We start from the raw sequence: 19142 nt of genomic DNA, 5'->3' as shown, positions 1-19142 counted from the left end.
CGCGGCCCCCGCCGTCCCGTCCCCCCACCACCGGCCCGAAATCCAGGGGTTGCGGGCCGTCGCCGTGCTGCTCGTGGCCGCCTACCACATCTGGTTCGGCCGGGTCTCGGGCGGAGTCGACGTCTTCCTGCTCCTCACCGGCTTCCTGATCACCGGGTCGCTGCTCCGGTCGGTCGAACGCGACGGGCGGCTCCGCCCGGTCGCGTTCGTGACGCGGATGATCCGCCGCCTCTCCCCCGCCGCCGGCGCGGTGCTGGCGGCGGTGCTGGCCGGGTCGTGGCTGGTGCTGCCGCGGCCCGAGTGGCGCGGCACGATCGCCGAGATCGTCGCCTCGGCGCTCTACTACCAGAACTGGCGGCTGGCCGCGCACTCCGTGGACTACCTGGCCCGGGACGGTGCGAGCGCCGTCCAGCACTTCTGGTCGCTGGCGGTGCAGGGCCAGTTCTACCTGGTGTGGCCGCTGCTGGTGGGCGCAGCCGCGTGGGCGGCGCGGCGCAGCGGGGTCCCCCTGCGCCCGGTGCTGGCGGGCGTCCTGGCCGCGGTGTTCGCCGGGTCGCTGTGGTACTCGGTGTCCCTGACGGCGGCCGAGCCGGAGTGGGCGTACTTCGACAGCGGCGCCCGCGTGTGGGAGCCGGCGCTGGGCGGCCTCGTCGCGCTCCTGCCGCGCCGCCCGTTCCTGCCCGCCGGCGTGCGCGCGGCGATGGGCTGGGCGGGGCTCGCGGCGCTGGCGGGCTGCGGGGTGCTGGTCGGCGGTTCCGCCGCGTTCCCCGGCTATGTGGCGCTGTGGCCGACGGGCGCGGCCGTCCTGGTGATCCTCGCGGGGACGACCGGCCTGCCGTGGGGGCCCGACCGCCTGCTGTCGTGGCGCCCGCTGGGCCGCGTGGGCGACCTCGCCTACCCGCTCTACCTGTGGCACTGGCCGCTGCTCATCTTCCACCTGGAGATGACCGAGCGGACCGCCTCGGCGAGCCCCCTCGGCGGGCTGGGGGTCCTCGGCGCGGCCGCCGTCCTGGCGTGGGCGACCGCGCGCCTGGCCGAGGGCGGGGCGCTGCGGCTGGCCCCCGCGCGCCCTACCCCCGCGGCCGCGCTCGCGGTCGGGGCGGTGTTCCTGACCCCGGCCCTCGTGGCCGCGGGGTGCTGGCTGAGCGGCCTCGACCACCGGCAGGAGGCCGGCGACCGGGTGGCCTCGGACGCCCGCCTGTACCCCGGGGCGCAGGTGGTCACCGACCCCCGGCTGGCCGATACCCTGCCCGACCTCCCCGTCTACCCCGCCCTGTCCGATCCGCGGGACATGTGGCTGACCCACGTGAACGGCTGCAACAGCGAGATCGAGGGCAGCGGCGTCACCGTGTGCGCCTTCGGCCCCGCCTCGGCCGAGCACAGCATCGCGCTGGTGGGCAACTCCCACGTCGGCCAGTGGTTCCCGGCGATGCAGGCCATCGCCGAGACCAACGGGTGGCGGCTCATCGTCATGACCAAGAACAGCTGCCGGTTCGGCGCGGCGGTGCAGTACCTGGCCGGCGCCCCCTACACCGGCTGCGAGGTGTGGAACGACAACGTCATGGCGGAACTGGCCGAACGGCGCCCCGATGCGGTCTTCACCACCTCCACCACCACCGGCGCCGGCGTCCCCGAGGAGGTGCCGGACGGCTCGGTGGAGCGCTGGCGCGAGCTCGACGGCATGGGGATCGACGTCGTGGCGATACGCGACACCCCGCGGCTGAGCTTCGATGCGCCCGAATGCGTGGATCGCCACGGGCCCGACGAATGCGTGGAGCGGGCGTCCTACTCGATGGCGCCCGAGTCGCCGGTGCGGTCCCTGGAGGGCGTGCCCGGCAACGTCGGCTTCGTCGACATGACCGGGTACCTGTGCCCCGGCGGCCGCTGTCCGGTCGTGGTCGGCAACGTGCTGGTGATGTCGGACGACAACCACCTCACCGCCACGTTCTCCCGCACTCTGGCCCCGCTGCTCAACGCGCAGGTGCGCGCCGCCACCGGCTGGTGAGCCGGGCCGGGCGCGCATCGTTTCGGCCGGGCGCCCACCCTCTTGGCGAATTGCACACGGTGCCCGGAAGCTGATTCCATGTGACCCGGCAGCGGCACCGACCACCGTGCGGCGCACCGGATCGCAGAAGGAGACGGCACCGTGGACGGCCAGGGCCCCGCGCCGGAGGGCGTCGACACCTCCATCCCCAACGTCGCGCGCATGTACGACTACTACCTCGGCGGCAAGGACAACTTCGCCGTCGACCGCGAGGCGGCGCGCAAGGTCGTCGCGATGGTCCCCGAGCTGCCCGCCACGGTGCGCGGCAACCGCGACTTCCTGGGCCGGGCGGTGCGCGACGCCGCCGAGGCCGGGATCCGGCAGTTCATCGACCTGGGCACCGGCCTGCCCACGCGCGACAACGTGCACGAGGTCGCGCTGGAGGCGGCGCCCGGCTCCCGCGTGGTCTATGTCGACTACGACCCCGTGGTGGTCGCCCACGGTGAGGCGCTGCTGGCCACCACGCCGTCCGTCCGCATCATCGAGGCCGACCTGCGCCGGCCGCGGGAGATCCTGGACCACCCGGTGGTGGGCGCCCTCATCGACCTCGACGAGCCGGTGGCCGTGCTGCTCGCCGCGATCCTGCACTTCGTGCCCGACTCCGAGGACCCGCACGCGCTCGTCGCGCAGCTGCGCGACGCCATGGCGCCCGGCAGCCGGCTGATCTTCTCCCACGGCCTGTCCGACCCCGACCGCCCCGAGGCCACCAAGGGCTCCCGCGAGGTCTACGCGAGCGCGACCTCCCCGGTCAGCGACCGGTCCCGCGACGAGATCCTGCGCTTCCTCGACGGTTTCGAGATCCTGCCGCCGGGCCTGGTGCCCGCTGCCGCCTGGTACCCCGGCGAGTCGCGGGACCAGGTGCCGTCCGGCAGCGACCTCATCGTCGCCGCGGTCGGCCGCAAGCCCTGAGGCCCCGTTCGGCGACGCCCGGCCCGCGCGTGCGCGGCGGCGGGTCGGCGCCTAGTGGTGCCGGTCCCGTGACACGGAGCCCGCCTGAACGGGCGGCCCCGCCGAACCGGGCCCCGCCCACCGGTAGCGCCGCTCCGGCCGGCCGGCCACGCCGTAGCGCGACCGCACCTCGGCCTCGCCGGCGTCGACCAGGTGCTCCAGGTAGCGGCGCGCGCTCACGCGCGACAGCCCCACCAGCCGCCCGCACTCGGCGGCGGACAGCTCGCCGCGCGCGTCGCGCAGCGCGCCGCGCACGATGTCGCGGGTGGCGGCGGTGAGCCCCTTGGGCATGGCCGGCGGGGGCGTGTGCCCGCCCGGGGCGCCGATGAACACGCGGTCGAGCTCCGCCTGCCCGATCTCGGGGGTGGCGGACAGCCGCCGGTCGAGCTGGCGGTAGCGGTCCAGGCGCTCCCACAGCGCCTCGTGGGTGAAGGGTTTGATCAGGTAGTCGACGACCCCGCCGCGCATGGCGGTGCGGATCGTGCCGACGTCGCGGGCGGCGCTGACCACGATGGCGTCGACCGGCGGGCCGGGCAGCGCGCGCAGCCGCCGCAGCACCTCCAGCCCGCTGATGTCGGGCAGGTAGATGTCGAGGAGCACCAGATCGGGCCGCAGCTCCTCGGCCATGCGCACGGCGCTCGCGCCGTTGTGGGCCTCGCCGACCACGGCGAAGTCGGCGAACCGCTCGACCAGTTCGCGGTTGATCCTGGCCACCATGAAGTCGTCGTCGACGACCAGCACCCGGATGTCACCCATCCCCGTCACCCCTCCCTCGCGGCCGCCGTGCCCGCCGCCGCGGTCCCTGCCACCGCCGACGGCAGCCGGGCGGTGAACAGCGCCCCTCCGTCGCTGCGGACCGAGACCGACCCGCCGCGCCGCCGGCAGATCAGCCGGATGATCGCCAGTCCCAGGCCGCGCGGGTCGCCGTCGGCCGCGTCCTTGGTCGTGACCCCTTGGCGGAAGATGGCGTCGCCGAGTCCGTCGGCGACGCCGGGGCCGGTGTCGCCCACGGTGACCCGCGCGCCGCCGCCCTCGCGGTTCACCTCGACGCGGACGGTGCCGCCGCCCTCGGGGCGCAGTGCGTCGAACGCGTTGTCGATGAGGTTGCCGGTCACGGTGACGAGGTCGGCGGAGAGGTCGGGGTCGACCTCGGGGAGGTCGCTGGTGGGCGCGATCTCCAGCCGCACCCCGCGTTCCGACGCCATGGACGCCTTGGCGATCAGCAGGGCGGCCAGCGACGGGTCGCGCACGTGCTCGGTGATGTCGGTCGTCAGCCGCTCGTGTGCGCGCGCCGTGCGGTTGACGAACTGCTCGACCTCATCGTAGTGCCCCAGCACGACGAGCCCGGCGATCGTGTGCATGCGGTTGGAGAACTCGTGCGCCTGGGCGCGGAGGGCGTCGGTGGTGTGCCGGGTGACGTCGAGCTCGCGCCGCAGCTCGACCAGCTCGGTGCGGTCGCGCAGCGTGGTGACCGAGCCGATGCGCTCGCCGCGGGACGTCATGGGCATCCGGTTCAGCGTGAGGACGCGGTCGGCGAGCAGGACGACCTGCTCCGCGCCCTCGCCGCCCCCGGCGAGGACGCCGTGGAGGTCGGCGTCCAGGCCGAGGCCGGCGAGCGGGCGGCCCACGCAGTCCGGCGGCAGCCCGAGCAGGGCGACGGCCTGGTCGTTGGCGAGGGTGATGCGGTCGTCCAGGTCGAGGCCGAGCACGCCCTCCTTGACGCCGTGGAGCATGGCCTCGCGCTGCTCCACCGTCGCCGCGATCTGGCGCGGCTCCATTCCCAGCGTCTGGCGCTTGATCCGGGCGGCGAGGATCAGCGACCCGAGCGCGCCCAGCCCGCCGGCGACGCCCAGGTAGATCAGCAGGTAGGGCGCCGCGCTGTTGACCAGCTCCCACCAGCCGGGGCGCCCGTCGCCCACGGAGACCACGCCGACCTGGTGCCCGCTGTCGTCGAAGACCGGTGCGTGCGCCACCAGGGTGGATTCGCCGTTGGGCTCCCACGGATGCGGGGGCGGGGCCCCGATCCAGGACCGGCCGGTGAGCGCGGTGCTCTCGCCCATGTCGAGGCGCCGGCCGATGTCGCCGGAGTCGGCCGAGGCGAGGATGACGCCGTGCTCGTCGGTGATGGCGATGTCGCTCAGGCCCGTGATGTCGCGGGTGGTCTGCACGGTGCCGGCCAGGGGTGAGGCGAGCATCTGCGCGAGTCCGAGGCGGACCGTGGGCAGCGCGCCGACCTGCTCGGCGATGGCCTGGAACCGGCGGCCTTCGACCTCCTCGAAGCGGCCGTGGCTCTGGGCGACCGGGATGGCGGCCACCGCGGCCAGCACGCAGACCATGATGCCGAGCTGGAACACCAGGAACTGACCCGCGAGCGACCACCGCCGCCTCTGACCTGCCATGACACCTCACCCGGAAACGTGCGCGGGGGTTTGCCACGAACCATCACACACGGGCGCGTCCATGACGAGCGTTCTCCCCCGATTGTCAACCATCTCGTTATGTACACAACGACCGAAATCATTTTTAACTTCGCAATAGTGACATGGACCACAGTGATCTTCAGTATCGGCTCCGTATCCCACCTCGTCCGGTGGGCCGCCGCCCGGGGACCGGATCCATCCCTTCCGGCCCGGGGTGTGCCCCCTCCCACCTCCCTCCCCAACGGGGAGGGGGCACCGTCGGCCCACCGGATCCCGTGCCATCGGCACGGAGCACAGTCAGGACGAATCACCATGGCGAAGAGGTTTTCCCCGGCGACACTGCCCGCGATCGTCACCGCACTGGCCCTGGCCTCGGTCACGGCGTGCGGCGCCCAGGCCGGCGGCGGCGACGCCCCCTTCTCCGGCCTGCGCATCATGGTCCCCAACGCGCCCGGCGGCGGCTACGACGTCACCGCCCGCACCGCCGCAGCGGCCATGGAGGACGCCGGCGCCGCTCGCAACGTCGAGGTGTTCAACCTCCCCGGCGCGGGCGGGACGGTCGGCCTGGCCCGGCTCGTCAGCGAGGAGGGCAACGGCGAGCTGCTGATGAGCATGGGGCTGGGCGTGGTCGGCGCCTCCTTCACCAACGAGACCGACGTGACCCTCGGCGACGCCACCCCCATCGCGCGGCTCACCGAGGAGCCCGACGTCATCGTGGTCTCCGCCGACTCCGAGTACGAGGACTTCGGCGACCTCCTCGCGGCGTGGAAGGACGACCCGGGGGGCGTCACGGTCGGCGGCGGCTCCTCGCCCGGCGGCCCCGACCACCTCGCGCCGATGCTCACGGCCGAGGCCGCCGGCATCACCCCCTCCGACGTCAACTACGTCGCCTACGACGGCGGCGGCGAGCTGCTGGCGGCCGTCCTGGGCGGCCAGATCGACTTCGGGGTCTCCGGCGCGGCCGAGTACGCCGACCAGATCGAGGCCGGCGACCTGCGGGTCCTCGCCGTCACCAGCGCCGACCCGGTGGAGGGGCTGGACGCGCCCACCCTCCAGGAGGAGGGGCTGGAGGTCGACTTCACGAACTGGCGCGGCCTGGTCGCACCGCCCGGCCTCAACCCCGACGACGAGCAGGCGCTGCGCGACCTCGTCGACGAGCTGCACGGCAGCGAGGAGTGGCAGGACGTCCTGACCACCAACGGCTGGACCGACGCCTACATCACCGGCGACGACTTCGGCTCCTTCCTCTCCGAGGAGACCGACCGGGTCGACGGCATCCTGACCGAACTGGGCCTCACGTGAGCGCGGAGACCGCGCCCGGCGCCCCCGCTCAGGCGGAGCCCGCCGCCCCCTGGCATCGGGGCAAGGCCGAGCTGGGCGTGTGCGCCTTCCTGTACGCGCTGGCGGCGCTCGTCCTCGTCGACGCCGCCGGCCTGGACGCCGGGCCCGCCCAGCGCGGGCCCGTCGGCCCGGCGGCGGTGCCGATCGCGGTGGGCGTCCTGCTGCTGGTCGTCGCCACGCTGCTCACCGTCGACGTGCTGCGCGGGGGCCGCGGGAGCGCCGACACCGGCGAGGACGTCGACCCGTCGGCGCGCACCGACTGGCGCACCGTCGCCCTGCTGATCGGCGCGTTCCTGGCCAACGCCGCCCTCATCGACACCGCCGGCTGGATCATCTCCGGCGCGGTGCTGTTCTGGGGGTCGGCGTTCGCGCTGGGCAGCCGCCACTGGGTCCGCGACCCGCTCATCGCCGTGGCCATGTCCGTGGGCAGCTTCCTGCTGTTCAGCGCGCTGGGCGTGTGGCTGCCCGCCGGGCCGTTCACGGGGGTGCTCTAGCCAGTGGACACCATCACCAGCCTCCTCGATGGGTTCGGCACCGCGCTCACCCCCATCAACCTGCTGTACGCCCTGATCGGGGTGGCGCTGGGCACGGCCATCGGGGTCCTGCCCGGCATCGGCCCGGCGATGGCGGTGGCGCTCCTGCTGCCGCTCACCTTCGAGCTGGACCCGATCGGCGCCTTCATCATGTTCGCCGGCATCTACTACGGCGGCATGTACGGCGGATCGACGACGTCGATCCTGATCAACACGCCCGGCGAGGCCGCGTCGGTGATCACCGCGGTCGAGGGCAACCGCATGGCCAAGAAGGGCCGCGCGGCGCAGGCCCTGGCCACGGCGGCGATCGGCTCCTTCATCGCCGGGACCATCGGCACGCTGATGCTCGTGTTCTTCGCGCCCGTGATGGTCTCCCTTGCGCTGACCTTCGGCGCCGACGACTACTTCGCGGTGATGCTGCTGGCGTTCGTCGCCGCCTGCTCGGTCATGGGGGCCTCGCGCGTGCGCGGGTTCGCCTCCCTCGGCATCGGGCTGAGCATCGGGCTGATCGGTATGGACCCCACCACGGGGCAGTCGCGGCTGGGTTTCGGCATCCCGCAGCTGGCCGACGGCATCGACGTGGTCGTCGTCGCGGTGGGCATCTTCGCGGTCGGCGAGGCGCTGTGGGTGGCTTCGCGCCTGCGCCGCACGCCGCCCGAGGTGATCCCGATCGGCCGGGTCTGGATGGGCCGCGACGACTGGAAGCGCTCGTGGAAGCCGTGGCTGCGCGGCAGCTTCCTCGGGTTCCCGTTCGGCGCGCTGCCCGCCGGCGGGTCGGAGCTGCCCACGTTCCTCTCCTACATGCTGGAGCGGCGGCTGTCGAAGAACCGGGCCGAGTTCGGCAAGGGGGCCATCGAGGGCGTCGCCGGCCCCGAGGCGACCAACAACTCCTCGGCGGCCGGGGTGCTCGTGCCGATGCTCACGCTCGGCCTGCCCACCACGGCGGTGTCGGCGGTCATGCTCTCCGCCTTCCAGCAGTACGGCCTGCAACCCGGCCCGCTGCTGTTCGAGCGCGAGCCCGACCTCGTGTGGGGGCTGATCGCGAGCCTGTTCATCGGCAACGCGATGCTGCTGGCGCTGAACCTGCCGCTGGCGGGGGTGTGGGCGCGGCTGCTGCGCATCCCGCGCCCCTACCTCTACGCCGGGATCCTGTTCTTCGCCAGCATCGGCATGTACGCGGTCGGCTCCTCGGCGCTGGACCTGGTGCTGCTGCTGATCCTGGGCCTGCTGGGGTTCGCGACCCGCAGGTTCGGCCTGCCGATCATCCCGCTGATCATCGGGGTGATCCTGGGGCCGATGGCCGAGCTCCAGCTGCGCCGTGCCCTCCAGCTCAGCAACGGCGACCTCGCCGGGCTGGTCACCTCACCGCTGAGCATCGCGATCTACACCGCCGTCGCGCTGTTCCTGCTCTGGCCGGTGGCCCGGATCGCGCTGCGGGCGCTGCGCGGCCGTCCCGAGCCGTCGCCGGAGCCCGCCCGCGAGCACGATGGGGTGTCCTGACGGCGCGCCTGGGCCGGGGTCAGTCGCCCCGGCCCAGGCGGGGCTCGTCCAGGATGAACATGGTCTGGGTGCTACGGACCTCGGGGATGCGCTGGAGGCGTTCGAGGACGAAGGTACGCAGGTCGGCGGCGTCGGCAACGCGCACCAGCAGGAGCAGGTCGACGTCGCCGGAGACCAGGGCCGCGTGGTCGATCTCGGGGATGTCGCGCAGGTGGTCGCGGAACCTCTCCCAGGAGTGCTGGAGGATGCGCACCGACACGTAGGCGGCCAGGCCGGTGCCGAACTTCTCGGGGTCGATGACCGCGGTGAACCCGCGGATCACCCCCTGCGAGCGCAGCCGGTCCAGCCGCGCATAGGCGTTGGCGCGCGAGACGTGCGCCCGCTCGGCGACCGCGCGGATCGACATCCGGCCGTCGGCGCGCAGCAGCTCGATGATGCGCCGGTCCACGTCATCGAGATCAACGGCCACGTGTCTCACCTCACACCGGACGGACACTGGGCCGGTCGGGCATTCGGCCGCCCGGACCGCGGATGCCGGCCATTCGTCCACGGTCCCGCGGATCTTATGGACACTATGGGGTGATCCACCTCATATTCAAGACATGAAGCGCAGTGATGGCCGGCCCCGACCGGTTCCCGCACTTCCCACCCTGGAACCCATCCGCCTCGTCGACCCCGGCGGCGCCCGCGTGCCCGACCCCGGCCACACCCCGCCGGGCCACGACACCCTCCTGGCGCTGCTGCGGGCGATGGTCATCGGGCGGCGCTTCGACCGCCAGGCGAGCGCGCTGGCCCGCCAAGGGCGCCTCGCGGTCTACCCCTCCTCCCACGGCCAGGAGGCGTGCCAGGTCGGCGGCGTCCTCGCCCTTTCCGAGGGCGACTGGCTCTTCCCCACCTACCGCGACTGCGTCGCGCTGGTCACGCGCGGCGTCGACCCGCTGGGCGTCCTCACCCTCCTGCGCGGCAGCTGGCACCACGGCTACGACCCCCACCGCCACCGGTGCGCGCCGCAGTGCACCCCGCTGGCGACCAACGCCTCCCACGCCGTCGGCCTCACCTACGCGGCACGGCGCCGGGGCGAGGACACCGCCGCGCTGGTGCTGATGGGCGACGGCGCCACCAGCGAGGGCGACGCGCACGAGGCCTACAACTTCGCCGCCGTGTGGAACGCGCCCGTGGTCTTCCTCATCCAGAACAACCAGTGGGCCATCAGCGTGCCGGTCCACCGGCAGAGCGCCGCCCCGACCTTGGCGCACAAGGCGGTCGGGTACGGGATGCGCGGCCACCACGTCGACGGCAACGACGCCGCCGCCGTCCACGCCGTGGTCGCCCACGCCCTCGCCGAGGCCCGCGCGGGCGGCGGGCCGGCGATCATCGAGGCGCAGACCTACCGGCTGGACCCGCACACCAACTCCGACGCCCCGCAGCGCTACCGCGACGACGCCGAGGTGGCCGCCTGGCGGCGGCGCGACCCCATCGCCCGGCTCGAAGCGCTGCTGCGCGCCGAGGGCGTCGTGGACGACCCCGCGATGGCGGCCGTCGGCGCCGACGCCGAGCGCCTGGCCGCGGCGGTACGCGACGGCCTGGCCGGGGACGACCGGCTCGACCCCGCGGAGCTGTTCGCGCACGTCTACGCCGAACCCACCGAACTGCTCAAGCAGGAACGCCGCACACTGATCGACGAGATCCGGGAGGGGTGACATGGCCGAGGTCTCCACGGCGCAGGCGCTCAACCGGGCCCTGCGCGACGCGCTCGCCGAGGACCCCGCCGTCGTGGTCTACGGCGAGGACGTGGGCCCGCTGGGCGGGGTCTTCCGGGTCACCGACGGCCTCACCGCGGAGTTCGGCGAGGACCGGTGCTTCGACTCCCCGCTCGCGGAATCGGGGATCGTGGGCACGGCCGTGGGCATGGCGATGAACGGGCTGCGCCCGGTGGTGGAGCTCCAGTTCGACGCCTTCGCCCTGCCGGCGTTCGAGCAGGTCGTCTCGCACGTGGCGAAGATGCGCAACCGCACCCGGGGCCGGGTCGGCCTGCCGCTGGTCATCCGCATCCCCTACGGCGGCGGCATCGGGGCGGTCGAGCACCACGGCGACTCCTCCGAGGCGTACTACACCCACACCCCCGGGCTGACCGTGGTCACCCCGGGCACGCCGGCCGACGCCTACTCGATGCTGCGCGAGGCGATCGCCTCGCCCGACCCGGTGGTGTTCCTGGAGCCCAAGCGCCGCTACTGGAGCCGGGCCGAACTGGACCTGCCCGCCCGGACCGCGCCCATGGACCGCGCGGTGGTGCGGCGCGAGGGCTCCGATGCGACCCTCATCGCCTACGGCCCCATGGTCGAGACCGCGCTGGAGGCCGCCGGCGCCGCACACGAGGAGGGCCGGTCGCTGGAGGTGGTGGACCTGCGGTCGCTGTCGCCGTTCGACGACGCCACGGTGTGCGCGTCTGTGCGCCGCACCGGGCGGGCGGTCGTGGTGCACGAGGCCGCCACGTTCGGCGGGTACGGCGCGGAGGTCGCGGCGCGCGTCACCGAGCAGTGCTTCCACTACCTGGAGGCCCCGGTGCTGCGCGTGGGCGGCCTGGACATCCCCTATCCGCCGCCCAAGCTGGAGCACCACCACCTGCCGGGGGTCGACCGCATCCTCGGCGCGGTCGACCGGCTCCAGTGGGAGGCGGGCTGGGTGCCCGACACCGTCCCGCCGGGGGTCGCCGCCCCCGCGCGCGGCTCCGGGGCGCGGGCATGAGCGGCGGCGGCGCGGTGCGCGGCTTCCTCCTACCCGACCTGGGCGAAGGGCTCACCGAGGCCGAGATCCTGACCTGGCTGGTGGCCGTGGGCGACACCGTGGCGGTCGACCAGCCCGTGGCCGAGGTCGAGACCGCGAAGGCGGCGGTGGAGGTGCCCTGCCCGTTCGCCGGGACGGTCGCCGCCCTGCACGGCGCGCCGGGCGACAGCGTGGCCGTGGGGGCTCCCCTGATCAGCATCGACACCTCCCCCGCCGAATCCGCGGCCGGTTCCGCCGAACCCGGGACGGTGGTGCCCGCCGCCCGCCCCGCCCCCGGGGCCGAGGGGGCCGGGGCGGACCGCGGCGGCTCCGCTTCGCAGGGGGATCTCCAGGGCTCCGGTGCCGTCCTCGTCGGATACGGCACCGGCCGGGACGCGCACGGCCGTCAGGGCCGGCGGCGGCGCGCCCGCACAGCGGAGGGGCCGCGGACAACGGCGTCCGCGGCCCCGTCCGCACCGCCCGCGCAGGAACTCCGGACACCGGTGGTCTCGCCGCTGGTGCGCCGCCTGGCGCGCGAGCACGGGGTCGACGTCACGGCGCTGGCGGGCAGCGGCGGGGGCGGGCTGGTGCTGCGCCGCGACGTCGAGGCGGCGCTCGCGGCGGGCCGCGATCCGGCCCCGGCCGCCGTGGTGCCCGCGGAATCGCTGGACGGCGGTGGAATGCCCGACGGCGGCGAGCGCATCCCGCTGCGCGGCGCGCGCCGCACCGCGGCCGAGCGGCTGACCCGGTCGCGCCGGGAGATCCCCGAGGCCACCGTGTGGGTCGACGCCGACGCCTCGGGCCTGCTCGACCTGCGCGCGACGCTGAACGCAGCCGATCCCGGCCGTCCGGTGGGAATTCTCGCGCTGGTCGCCCGGTTCTGCCTACTGGGTCTGCGGCGGTACCCGTCGCTGAACTCCCGGGTCGACCCTGAGCGGGCCGAGCTGGTGCGGTTCTCGCACGTGAACCTGGGGTTCGCGGCGCAGACACCGCAGGGGCTGGTGGTGCCGGTGCTGCACGGGGCGCACGCGCTGACGACCCGCGAGCTGTCCGCGGAGCTGGATGGGGCCGCCGAGCGGGCACGCGGGGGCGCGCTGTCGCCCCGCGATCTCACCGGCGGCACCTTCACGGTGAACAACTACGGGGTGTTCGGGGTCGACGGCTCGGCGGCGATCATCAACCACCCCGAGGCCGCGATCGTGGGGATCGGCCGGATCGTGAAGCGGCCGTGGGTGGTCGAGGACCGGGTCGCGGTGCGCCCGGTCGTGGAGCTGACGCTGGCGTTCGACCACCGGGTGTGCGACGGCGAGGAGGCGGGCGGCTTCCTGCGGTTCGTCGCCGACTGCGTGGAGCGGCCGGGCATCGCGCTGGGCGACCTCTGACGGACCTGACGGGTCCGCCGGGGCGCGCCGCTGCGGCGCGCCGCGGCCGGCCCTGGCGGCAACGGCCCGGCCGGGAACGGGAAAAGGGCGGCGCCGGAGGACCGTCCGATCAACGGACGCGCCCTCCGGCGCCGGGCGGGGCGGTGCGGGGACCGCCTCCGGGGGTGCCTTAGCGCATGTACTCGTCGCGCAGGCGGGTCACGCGCTCACGCACGCTTCCGGCCACGCGGCGGATGCCCTCGGCGGTGAACACGGACGCGGCGCGGTGCCGGCCGTCCTCGTCGGAGCCCTTGGCGTAGTCCAGCGCGGGGCGGACCTTGGCGAAGAACAGCGCCACGGCCAGCGCCGGCAGGACGGCCAGGGTCAGCGCGCCTGCCGCGATGGGCAGCTCGGCGCCGGCCAGCGAGAGACCGGACAGGTCGTTGGCCGCGGTCTCGGCCTCGACGCCCGTCTGGGAGCCGTCGTCGCCCTGCGGGGCGGCAGCGGCGGTCGCCTCGTCGTCCTCCTGCTCGGAGTCCTCGGCGGCCTGCTCCTCTTCGGCTTCGGCGGCCTCGTCCTCGGCCTGCTGCGACTCCTCGGCGGACTTCTCCTCCGCGGCGGCCTGCTCCTCCTCGGCCTGCGCGTCGGCGGCCTGGGTGTCGGCGGCCGTCTGCTCGTCGGCGGAGGTGTCCTCGGGCAGCGGAGAGACCGCGTCGGTGCACTCCTGGCTGCCGCTCATCGGCTGCGGGGCGCCCGGGGTACCGGGGCCGTCGCCCCACTTGGTGATGTAGTACTCGAGGTCGATGTGGCCCTCGCCACCGGAGACCGTGAGCGAGGTGTCGTCCCAGCTCTGGCCGGTGAGCTCGGCGAAGGTCTGGCCGTCGAGGTCGAGCAGGACGTTGCAGCCCTCGGCGGGGTCGCCGGGCCCGCGGTCGCCGATGAAGAAGTCGGCGCGCTGGCCGTTGTACTCGACGTAGCCCTCGGTGCCCAGCGGCCAGCTGGGGCTGGCGAACAGGCCCTTCTGCATGGGCTCGCCGCTTGCGGGAGCGCCGGTGTCACCGTTGATGCCGGAGCCGTCGTCCCAGAAGTAGGAGGACTTGACGTGGCCGTACTGGATCGGGGTGTCAGAAGAAGACATGAATTGGATACCCAGGTCGGGAACGGGGCCGAGCGGACCGGCGACATGGCTGCGTGAAGTCCGGGCATGGCGGTTCAGGGCGGCCGGAAGAGCCGGATGTGCCGTTGGGGATCGCCGTGTGGCTGGATCGCCAGACGTGCGGATGGCCATCGATGGGGACGGTGGCCGCAGATGGGCAGGCGCTGAGCGCGGCCCGGCCCCGCATTCATGTGGGGGCCTTGATCTCCCCATGGCGTGGCGCCCGGGGCTCGGCATCGGCGTTGACCAGCGGTTTACCGCGGGATCACGAACCGATCAAGGGAGAACCTAACCCACGCAAAAGTAAAATGGGAGAGGTTAAACGGTAAAGCCGCAGGCCAGGGCGGACACCATCACCCCGCGTGCATCCCGGACCACCTGTGTGCAAGGCGATCCCGATGCAAGGGTCCGGTCAAAGTGGGGCATGCATCACACCACGGCACCCTTGCGCTCACCGGGAATCCATCCCGTCAGTTGGCGGTGCTCCACGGAGTTCCGTCCACGCCCACCACGGCGCCGAACCGGGCCGTCTCCACCCGGCGCTCCCCGCAGGGGCAGAGCAGATAGCGCACGATGCCCTCGGAGGTGTAGTGCGACGACTCGACCTGCATCGCGTCCCTGGGACCGCCGCAGGAAGCGCAGTTGCTGACAGCCATGACCCCACCTTGGTGTAATGGCCTTGTGCACTTCAACACTTACGGCGGGACCGGCGCGTTCGTCTCCGCGGCCCTCGTCAACGCCCCCGACCACCGCCCGGAGACCCTCGCCCCGATCCTGCGCGCGCACGAGATCACCGATCCCGACATCGACGACGCTCAGGCGCGGCGGCTGAGCCCGTGGATCGAGCGGCTGCGCCCGGTCTTCGGCGCCGACCTGGCCACCCAGATGGAGACGGTCAACCGGCTCCTCGCCGACGCCGCCACCCAGGTGCAGATCTCCACGCACGGCGGCTCGGCGCCCCACCTGCACTACGTCAGCCAGGCCCTCGCCACCGCAGAGCGCCTGCGCGGGACCACGGCCGGCGGGCTGGCGGTGGCGATCTGCGGCGCCGGCGGCGGGCGGCTGGGCAGATGCGACCGCGAGGGCTGCGGCCTGGCCTACATCGACACCTCGCGCAACGGGCGGCGCCGCTTCTGCTCGGTGACCTGCGCGAACCGCGTGAACGTCGCCGCACACCGCGCCCGTGCCCGCTGACCCCGCGGGCACGGGCGCCCGGGCGCGCGGCCGGTTTCAGACGCTGAGGCGGCGCATGGCGCGGATGCCCAGGGCCAGCGCCACCGCGGCGAGGACCACCGCCACCGCGGCGCCGATGGCGACCGAGGGGTCGGTGAAGTCGCCGGCGAACAGCGCCCGCTCGGCGTCGACGACGTGGCTGACCGGGTTGGCCCGGGAGAGGGCGTAGAGCCAGGTGGGCGCCAGGTCCATGGGCAGCATCACACCCGAGAGCAGGATGAGCGGCATGGTGATGGTCTGCACGAGGGTCGCGAAGGCGTACTCCAGCTTCAGCGCCATGGCGCCCAGGTAGGACAGGGTGCCCAGGCCCAGGCCCAGGACGGCCAGCAGCACCAGGCCCAGGACGAGCCCCACGGGCGAGGGGCGCAGGCCCAACGGCACCATGACCACCATGATGATCAGCGCCTGCCCCAGCAGCACGGTGATGTCGCGCAGAACGCGGCCAGCCAGCAGCGCGGTGCGGCTGACAGGGGTGGCGAGCAGCCGCTCATAGGACCCCGACCGGATCTCGGGCAGCAGCCCGAACCCGGCGAAGGCGGTGGTGAAGATGCCGAGCATGGCGAGCACGCCCGGCACGAACCACTCCCAGGGGGACTCCCCCATGGCGCCGGGCATCCCCGACAGCAGCGGGGCGAACAGCGCCAGGTACAGCACGGGCTGGAGCATGCCGAACAGGACGACGGTTGGGTTGTACATGGTGGGGCGCATCTGCCGGACGTAGATGATCCAGGTGTCGCGGAGGGTGTTCATCGGTCCTTCCATGGGGGTGCGGGGGCGCGCCGGAGCCGTCTCTTCGGTCACTGCGCGCTCTCGCGCAGGCTGCGGCCGGTGAGGGTGAGGAAGACGTCGTCGAGGGTGGGCCGCTGGACCTGGACGGTGAGCAGGTCGACGCCGGCGGTGTCCAGGGCGCGCAGCAGCTCGGGCAGGACGGCGTCGCCGTGGCGCACCCGCAGCCGCACGCCGGAGCCGTCGACCTCGACCGACCCGGAGGCGGCGATGCGCCCGGCCGCCTGCGCGCCCAGGCGCGCGGCCTCGGGGGTCGCGGCGGTGAAGGCGACCAGGTCGCCGGACACCTTGCCCTTCAGCTCGTCGGGCGTGCCGTCGGCGATGATGGTCCCGTCGTCGATCACGACCACGCGCTCGGCCGTGGAGTCGGCCTCGTCCAGGTAGTGGGTGGTCAGGACGATCGTGGTGCCGTGCTCCTCGCGCAGCCGCAGCACGTGCTCCCAGAGGTTGGCGCGGCTGTGCGGGTCCAGCCCGGTGGAGGGCTCGTCCAGGAAGAGCAGTTCGGGGCGGTGGATCAGGCCCATTGCGATGTCCAGGCGGCGCTTCTGCCCGCCGGAGAGCCGGCGGGTCTCGCGGTCGGCCGCCCCGCCCAGTTCCAGGATCTCGATGAGCTCGTCGGCGCGGGAGCGCGCCTCGGCCCTGGTGAGCCCGTAGCAGCGGCCTTGCCCGACCAGCTCGTCGCGGACGCGCTGATCGAAGCCGGCGCCGTTGCCCTGGCCGACGAAGCCGATCCGCCGGCGTACCCCCGCGGGGTCGGCCACGATGTCGCATCCGGCGACCGTCGCGCTGCCCGATGTGGGCAGCAGCAACGTGGTGAGCATGCGCAGGCTCGTGGACTTGCCGGCCCCATTGGGCCCGAGGAAGGCGACCAGCTCGCCCTTTGCGACGTCGAGGTCGATGCCGCGGACCGCCTCGACGGTCGCCCCTTTGACGCGGAAGTGGCGGGTGAGTTCTCGGGTGTGGATCACATCAACCCCAGTAGTCAAGTTTGATTACCCGGCAAGAATGCATCAGCACTGGACACTAGTCAAAATTGATTACCTAGAGGGGCGATCCAGGAGAACCGGCCGTGGCCAGGGCGGGACGGTGCGCCGGCGCCACCGGACCTGGCCGCCCGGTGCCGACCAGTGCTGCCCGCTCAGGGGCGCCGGGGGGCGGCCCGGCGCCGGTCAGTCCTGGTCCAGTGCCGGCAGGGCGACCGGCCGGGGTCCCAGCCCGAAGGGCGTCTCGATCTCGCCCGACATCTCGTAGGCGCCCTCCTCCAGGCGCCGGATCATGCCGCGGGTGAACGCCACCGTCGCATCCTGCTGGACGTTCCACCACTCCAGCAGCTCCCACACGTGCGGCGGCTTGCCGGCGATGACGCCGTCATACGCCGACTTCAGCAGGTGCTGGGTCCCCTCCTGGTGCGCCAGGCGCCGCCGCAGCAGGGTGATCACCATGTCGCGCGGCAGCGCGGTCATGAACGTGACGCCCGCGCTGAAGAACTCCGGCTTGACGTCGGCCACCGACAGCGCCTTGCTGAGCAGCCGGACGAACTCGGTCGTGCCGTCCTCGGTGAGTTCGAACAGGGTGCGCTCGGGGCCCTCGGCGCTCTCCTCGACCCCCGCGGTGCGCACCATGCCGCTCTTGAGGAGCTGGCGCAGAGCGTGGTAGATCGACCCGGGCTTGACGTTGGCCCACTCCTCCGCGCCCCAGGCGATCAGCTCCCGCCGCACCTGATAGCCGTGCGCCCGGCCCAGCGTCCGCACCACGCCCAGCACCAGCAACCGCGTCGCCGACATCCGCTCCTCGACCCTCCACTCGCCGTCTCCCCTGGAGCCTACGGCGGCCCGCAAAACCCGGGTCCGGGAGGCCCCGGCCCGCGCGCGGCGGCGCGTGCGGGGGCGGCCGTGTCCGCGGGCGCCGTCAGCGGACCTTCGCGAAGAACGCGCGGAGGTCGCGGGCGAGGTCGCCGGGGTGGGCCATGGCCACGAAGTGGTGGTCGCCGGGGGTGGTGTCCGGCCAGTGCAGGACGGTGGTGTGGCGCTCGGCCAGGCGCCGGACCCCCGGCGGGCCGCTGTAGACGCCGGTCGGCGCCGCCGCCGACCCCGCCGGCCAGCCGAAGCCCGTGCTGTCGTACATGGGCCAGGACGAGGACCCGAACGTCCCGGTGAACCAGTACACGCTGAGGTTGGTCAGGAACAGGTCGCGGTCGATCACCTGCTCCGGTGTGGCGTCGATCGGGGTGAACTCCTTGAACTTCTGCACCATCCAGGCCAGGGCGGCGACCGGGGAGTCCTGCCAGCCGTAGGCGAAGGTCTGCGCCGCCGCCCGCAACAGCGCGTGGTGGTCGACCCCGTTCATCCAGTCCAGCTCCATCACCTTCGCCCAGTCCGCGCGCTCGGCGTCGGTCAGCGACGGAAGGTCCTCCTCCGCCGGGAAGCCGATGCCGCCGGTGATGTGGACGCCCGCCACGCGGCCCGGCGCGGCGTTCGCCACCTCCGGTGCGACGTAGGCGCCGAAGTCCCCGCCGTGGGTGCCGTAGCGGTCGTAGCCGAGGCGGCGCATCAGCTCCGCCCAGACGCGTGCCACGCGGGCGGCGTCCCAGCCGGTCGCGAGCGGCGGCGCGGAGAACCCGAACCCGGGCACCGAGGGCACGACCACGTGGAACGCCTGCGACGGGTCGCCGCCGTGCGCGGCGGGGTCGGTGAGCGGGCCGATGACGTCGGCGAACTCCACGAAGGAGTTCGGCCAGCCGTGGGTGAGCAGCAGCGGCAGCGCGCCCGGCTCGGCCGAGCGCACGTGCAGGAAGTGGATGTCCTGGCCGTCGATCTCGGTCCGGAACTGCGGGAAGGTGTTCAGCCGCTTCTCGTGGCGGCGCCAGTCGTACCCGCTGCGCCAGTAGGCGGCCAGGTCCTTGAGGTAGGCGACCGGGACGCCGCGGCTCCACCCCTCGCCGGGCAGCTGCCGGGGCCAGGCGGCGCGGGCCAGGCGGTCGCCGAGGTCGTCCAGGGCCGCCTGGGCGATGTCGATGCTGAATGGGCGGATCTCGGTGGCCATCGTCGTCGTTCCTCC

General features: G+C 73.7%; 18 protein-coding genes. 9 read left to right on the top strand and 9 right to left on the bottom strand.

Annotated features, from left to right (window positions below):
- Together ACFOVU_RS07255 and ACFOVU_RS07250 are read left to right on the top strand one after the other, a co-directional pair.
- Window positions 1-2005 (top strand): acyltransferase family protein (locus ACFOVU_RS07255; protein ID WP_378531044.1); only part of this gene is annotated, 2005 nt, incomplete at its 5' end.
- 141 nt (window positions 2006-2146) lie between these two features.
- Window positions 2147-2953, top strand: coding sequence for an SAM-dependent methyltransferase (locus tag ACFOVU_RS07250; RefSeq protein ID WP_378531042.1), 807 nt, complete (start codon window positions 2147-2149; stop codon window positions 2951-2953).
- A gap of 51 nt (window positions 2954-3004) precedes the next feature.
- Here the strand turns inward: ACFOVU_RS07250 and ACFOVU_RS07245 are convergent, their stop codons facing one another.
- Together ACFOVU_RS07245 and ACFOVU_RS07240 are read right to left on the bottom strand one after the other, a co-directional pair.
- A complete protein-coding gene (locus ACFOVU_RS07245; protein WP_378531040.1) occupies window positions 3005-3748 on the bottom strand; it encodes a response regulator in 744 nt (247 codons plus the stop codon).
- Between the two features lie 5 nt (window positions 3749-3753).
- Window positions 3754-5391, bottom strand: coding sequence for a sensor histidine kinase (locus tag ACFOVU_RS07240; protein ID WP_378531038.1), 1638 nt, complete (start codon window positions 5389-5391; stop codon window positions 3754-3756).
- A 333-nt stretch (window positions 5392-5724) separates the two neighbouring features.
- On the opposite strand from ACFOVU_RS07240, the gene ACFOVU_RS07235 reads away from it, so the two are divergent.
- The 3 genes from ACFOVU_RS07235 to ACFOVU_RS07225 are packed head-to-tail and all read left to right on the top strand — an operon-like array spanning window position 5725 to window position 8786.
- Window positions 5725-6714, top strand: a complete 990-nt coding sequence (locus ACFOVU_RS07235; protein WP_378531036.1) for a Bug family tripartite tricarboxylate transporter substrate binding protein — start codon at window positions 5725-5727, stop codon at window positions 6712-6714.
- Window positions 6711-7247 (top strand): tripartite tricarboxylate transporter TctB family protein, encoded by a 537-nt coding sequence (locus ACFOVU_RS07230; RefSeq protein ID WP_378531034.1) that lies wholly within the window; start codon window positions 6711-6713, stop codon window positions 7245-7247. The genes ACFOVU_RS07235 and ACFOVU_RS07230 overlap by 4 nt, the downstream gene beginning before the upstream one ends.
- 3 nt (window positions 7248-7250) lie before the next feature.
- On the top strand, window positions 7251-8786 hold the full coding sequence (locus ACFOVU_RS07225) for a tripartite tricarboxylate transporter permease (protein ID WP_378531032.1): 1536 nt from the start codon (window positions 7251-7253) through the stop codon (window positions 8784-8786).
- A 19-nt stretch (window positions 8787-8805) separates the two neighbouring features.
- On the opposite strand, the gene ACFOVU_RS07220 is transcribed toward ACFOVU_RS07225, so the two are convergent.
- Window positions 8806-9255, bottom strand: a complete 450-nt coding sequence (locus ACFOVU_RS07220; RefSeq protein ID WP_378531030.1) for an Lrp/AsnC family transcriptional regulator — start codon at window positions 9253-9255, stop codon at window positions 8806-8808.
- A 133-nt stretch (window positions 9256-9388) separates the two neighbouring features.
- On the opposite strand from ACFOVU_RS07220, the gene ACFOVU_RS07215 reads away from it, so the two are divergent.
- The 3 genes from ACFOVU_RS07215 to ACFOVU_RS07205 are packed head-to-tail and all read left to right on the top strand — an operon-like array spanning window position 9389 to window position 12931.
- Window positions 9389-10486 carry a thiamine pyrophosphate-dependent enzyme gene (locus ACFOVU_RS07215; protein ID WP_378531028.1) on the top strand — a complete coding sequence of 366 codons (1098 nt, stop codon included), beginning with the start codon at window positions 9389-9391 and terminating at the stop codon, window positions 10484-10486.
- 1 nt (window position 10487) lies between these two features.
- Complete coding sequence (locus ACFOVU_RS07210) at window positions 10488-11531, top strand: alpha-ketoacid dehydrogenase subunit beta (RefSeq protein ID WP_378531026.1); 1044 nt, start codon at window positions 10488-10490, stop codon at window positions 11529-11531.
- The gene (locus ACFOVU_RS07205; protein ID WP_378531025.1) at window positions 11528-12931 is read left to right on the top strand and encodes a dihydrolipoamide acetyltransferase family protein; all 1404 of its coding nucleotides are present in this window, start codon (window positions 11528-11530) and stop codon (window positions 12929-12931) included. Before ACFOVU_RS07210 ends, ACFOVU_RS07205 begins: the two co-directional genes overlap by 4 nt.
- A gap of 169 nt (window positions 12932-13100) precedes the next feature.
- Here ACFOVU_RS07205 and ACFOVU_RS07200 read toward each other — a convergent pair whose 3' ends face one another.
- Window positions 13101-14048, bottom strand: a complete 948-nt coding sequence (locus tag ACFOVU_RS07200; protein ID WP_378531023.1) for a hypothetical protein — start codon at window positions 14046-14048, stop codon at window positions 13101-13103.
- 488 nt (window positions 14049-14536) lie between these two features.
- Complete coding sequence (locus tag ACFOVU_RS07195) at window positions 14537-14722, bottom strand: hypothetical protein (protein ID WP_378531021.1); 186 nt, start codon at window positions 14720-14722, stop codon at window positions 14537-14539.
- A gap of 25 nt (window positions 14723-14747) precedes the next feature.
- Here ACFOVU_RS07195 and ACFOVU_RS07190 point away from each other — a divergent pair, with 25 nt between their 5' ends.
- Complete coding sequence (locus ACFOVU_RS07190) at window positions 14748-15260, top strand: CGNR zinc finger domain-containing protein (protein WP_378531019.1); 513 nt, start codon at window positions 14748-14750, stop codon at window positions 15258-15260.
- Window positions 15261-15296: 36 nt separating this feature from the next.
- On the opposite strand, the gene ACFOVU_RS07185 is transcribed toward ACFOVU_RS07190, so the two are convergent.
- The 4 genes from ACFOVU_RS07185 to ACFOVU_RS07170 form a co-directional block, all read right to left on the bottom strand.
- The gene (locus tag ACFOVU_RS07185; RefSeq protein ID WP_378531017.1) at window positions 15297-16049 is read right to left on the bottom strand and encodes an ABC transporter permease; all 753 of its coding nucleotides are present in this window, start codon (window positions 16047-16049) and stop codon (window positions 15297-15299) included.
- Between the two features lie 47 nt (window positions 16050-16096).
- Window positions 16097-17053: an ATP-binding cassette domain-containing protein gene (locus ACFOVU_RS07180; protein WP_378531015.1), complete on the bottom strand. Its 957-nt coding sequence runs from the start codon at window positions 17051-17053 to the stop codon at window positions 16097-16099.
- A gap of 201 nt (window positions 17054-17254) precedes the next feature.
- Complete coding sequence (locus ACFOVU_RS07175) at window positions 17255-17869, bottom strand: PadR family transcriptional regulator (protein WP_378531013.1); 615 nt, start codon at window positions 17867-17869, stop codon at window positions 17255-17257.
- Between the two features lie 124 nt (window positions 17870-17993).
- Complete coding sequence (locus tag ACFOVU_RS07170) at window positions 17994-19127, bottom strand: epoxide hydrolase family protein (protein ID WP_378531011.1); 1134 nt, start codon at window positions 19125-19127, stop codon at window positions 17994-17996.
- Window positions 19128-19142: the final 15 nt, after the last annotated feature.

The sequence above is a fragment of the Nocardiopsis sediminis genome (assembly GCF_042650565.1).
GTDB classification, from domain to species: Bacteria; Actinomycetota; Actinomycetes; order Streptosporangiales; family Streptosporangiaceae; genus Nocardiopsis_B; species Nocardiopsis_B sediminis.
This window is presented reverse-complemented; position numbering and strand designations above follow the sequence as displayed.

What these genes read in the sequence shown, in the direction of transcription:
- ACFOVU_RS07245 (WP_378531040.1), bottom strand. Translation starts at nt 3,748, where the DNA reads ATGGGTGACATCCGGGTGCTGGTCGTCGACGACGACTTCATGGTGGCC.
- ACFOVU_RS07240 (WP_378531038.1), bottom strand. Translation starts at nt 5,391, where the DNA reads ATGGCAGGTCAGAGGCGGCGGTGGTCGCTCGCGGGTCAGTTCCTGGTG.
- ACFOVU_RS07235 (WP_378531036.1), top strand. Translation starts at nt 5,725, where the DNA reads ATGGCGAAGAGGTTTTCCCCGGCGACACTGCCCGCGATCGTCACCGCA.
- ACFOVU_RS07215 (WP_378531028.1), top strand. Translation starts at nt 9,389, where the DNA reads ATGAAGCGCAGTGATGGCCGGCCCCGACCGGTTCCCGCACTTCCCACC.
- ACFOVU_RS07210 (WP_378531026.1), top strand. Translation starts at nt 10,488, where the DNA reads ATGGCCGAGGTCTCCACGGCGCAGGCGCTCAACCGGGCCCTGCGCGAC.
- ACFOVU_RS07205 (WP_378531025.1), top strand. Translation starts at nt 11,528, where the DNA reads ATGAGCGGCGGCGGCGCGGTGCGCGGCTTCCTCCTACCCGACCTGGGC.
- ACFOVU_RS07200 (WP_378531023.1), bottom strand. Translation starts at nt 14,048, where the DNA reads ATGTCTTCTTCTGACACCCCGATCCAGTACGGCCACGTCAAGTCCTCC.
- ACFOVU_RS07195 (WP_378531021.1), bottom strand. Translation starts at nt 14,722, where the DNA reads ATGGCTGTCAGCAACTGCGCTTCCTGCGGCGGTCCCAGGGACGCGATG.
- ACFOVU_RS07185 (WP_378531017.1), bottom strand. Translation starts at nt 16,049, where the DNA reads ATGAACACCCTCCGCGACACCTGGATCATCTACGTCCGGCAGATGCGC.
- ACFOVU_RS07175 (WP_378531013.1), bottom strand. Translation starts at nt 17,869, where the DNA reads ATGTCGGCGACGCGGTTGCTGGTGCTGGGCGTGGTGCGGACGCTGGGC.
- ACFOVU_RS07170 (WP_378531011.1), bottom strand. Translation starts at nt 19,127, where the DNA reads ATGGCCACCGAGATCCGCCCATTCAGCATCGACATCGCCCAGGCGGCC.